This window comes from Serpentinimonas barnesii (assembly GCF_000696225.1).
Classification (GTDB): Bacteria; Pseudomonadota; Gammaproteobacteria; order Burkholderiales; family Burkholderiaceae_C; genus Serpentinimonas; species Serpentinimonas barnesii.
Window position 1 is genome coordinate 1 of sequence record NZ_BAWN01000056.1, and the last position, 457, is coordinate 457.

Annotated in this window: 2 protein-coding genes; both read right to left on the reverse strand. The window is 59.5% G+C overall.

The window, feature by feature from the left end; genetic code table 11:
* A partial coding sequence (locus SRAH_RS11500; protein WP_029463483.1) for a type II toxin-antitoxin system HicB family antitoxin occupies positions 1 to 275 on the reverse strand: 275 nt, incomplete at its 3' end.
* Between the two features lie 11 nt (positions 276 to 286).
* Positions 287 to 457: type II toxin-antitoxin system HicA family toxin (locus SRAH_RS12210; RefSeq protein WP_076607038.1), on the reverse strand; the 171-nt coding region annotated here is incomplete at its 5' end.

Consider the following 457-nt stretch of genomic DNA (forward strand, 5'->3'; position numbering starts at 1 on the left):
GCCTTGCCTTCAAAGCGCGTTACATCGACATCGACCAGCGCCCAAACCCATCCGGCGTACTCTGGATCGCTTTGCCGCTCGGCCAGCGGACGAGGCACGGGAATGTCCAGATTGTCCTGGGCGAGAATTTCGCAATGTGCTTCAATGGCCTCGACCGCATTGGCGAAGGCTTCCTCAGCCGTGTCGCCAGCAGAAAAGCAGCCGGGGAGATCGGGCACCACCACGCCCCAGGCGGTGCTTTGCGTGGCAGGTTCAATGGCAATCGGGAATTTCATGGTGCGCTCCTTCACTTCAACCCAGCTTGTTTCAAGAGCTTGTGAAGCAAGCCCACACCCAAGTCCATCTTGGGATGCGGCACACTGAGGTGGCCGGGCTTCGTCGGGTGGCGAAACACGTGGTGGCTTCCCTTCACATGGCGCAATTCCCAGCCGTCGGCTTCGAGCATCTTGATGACTTG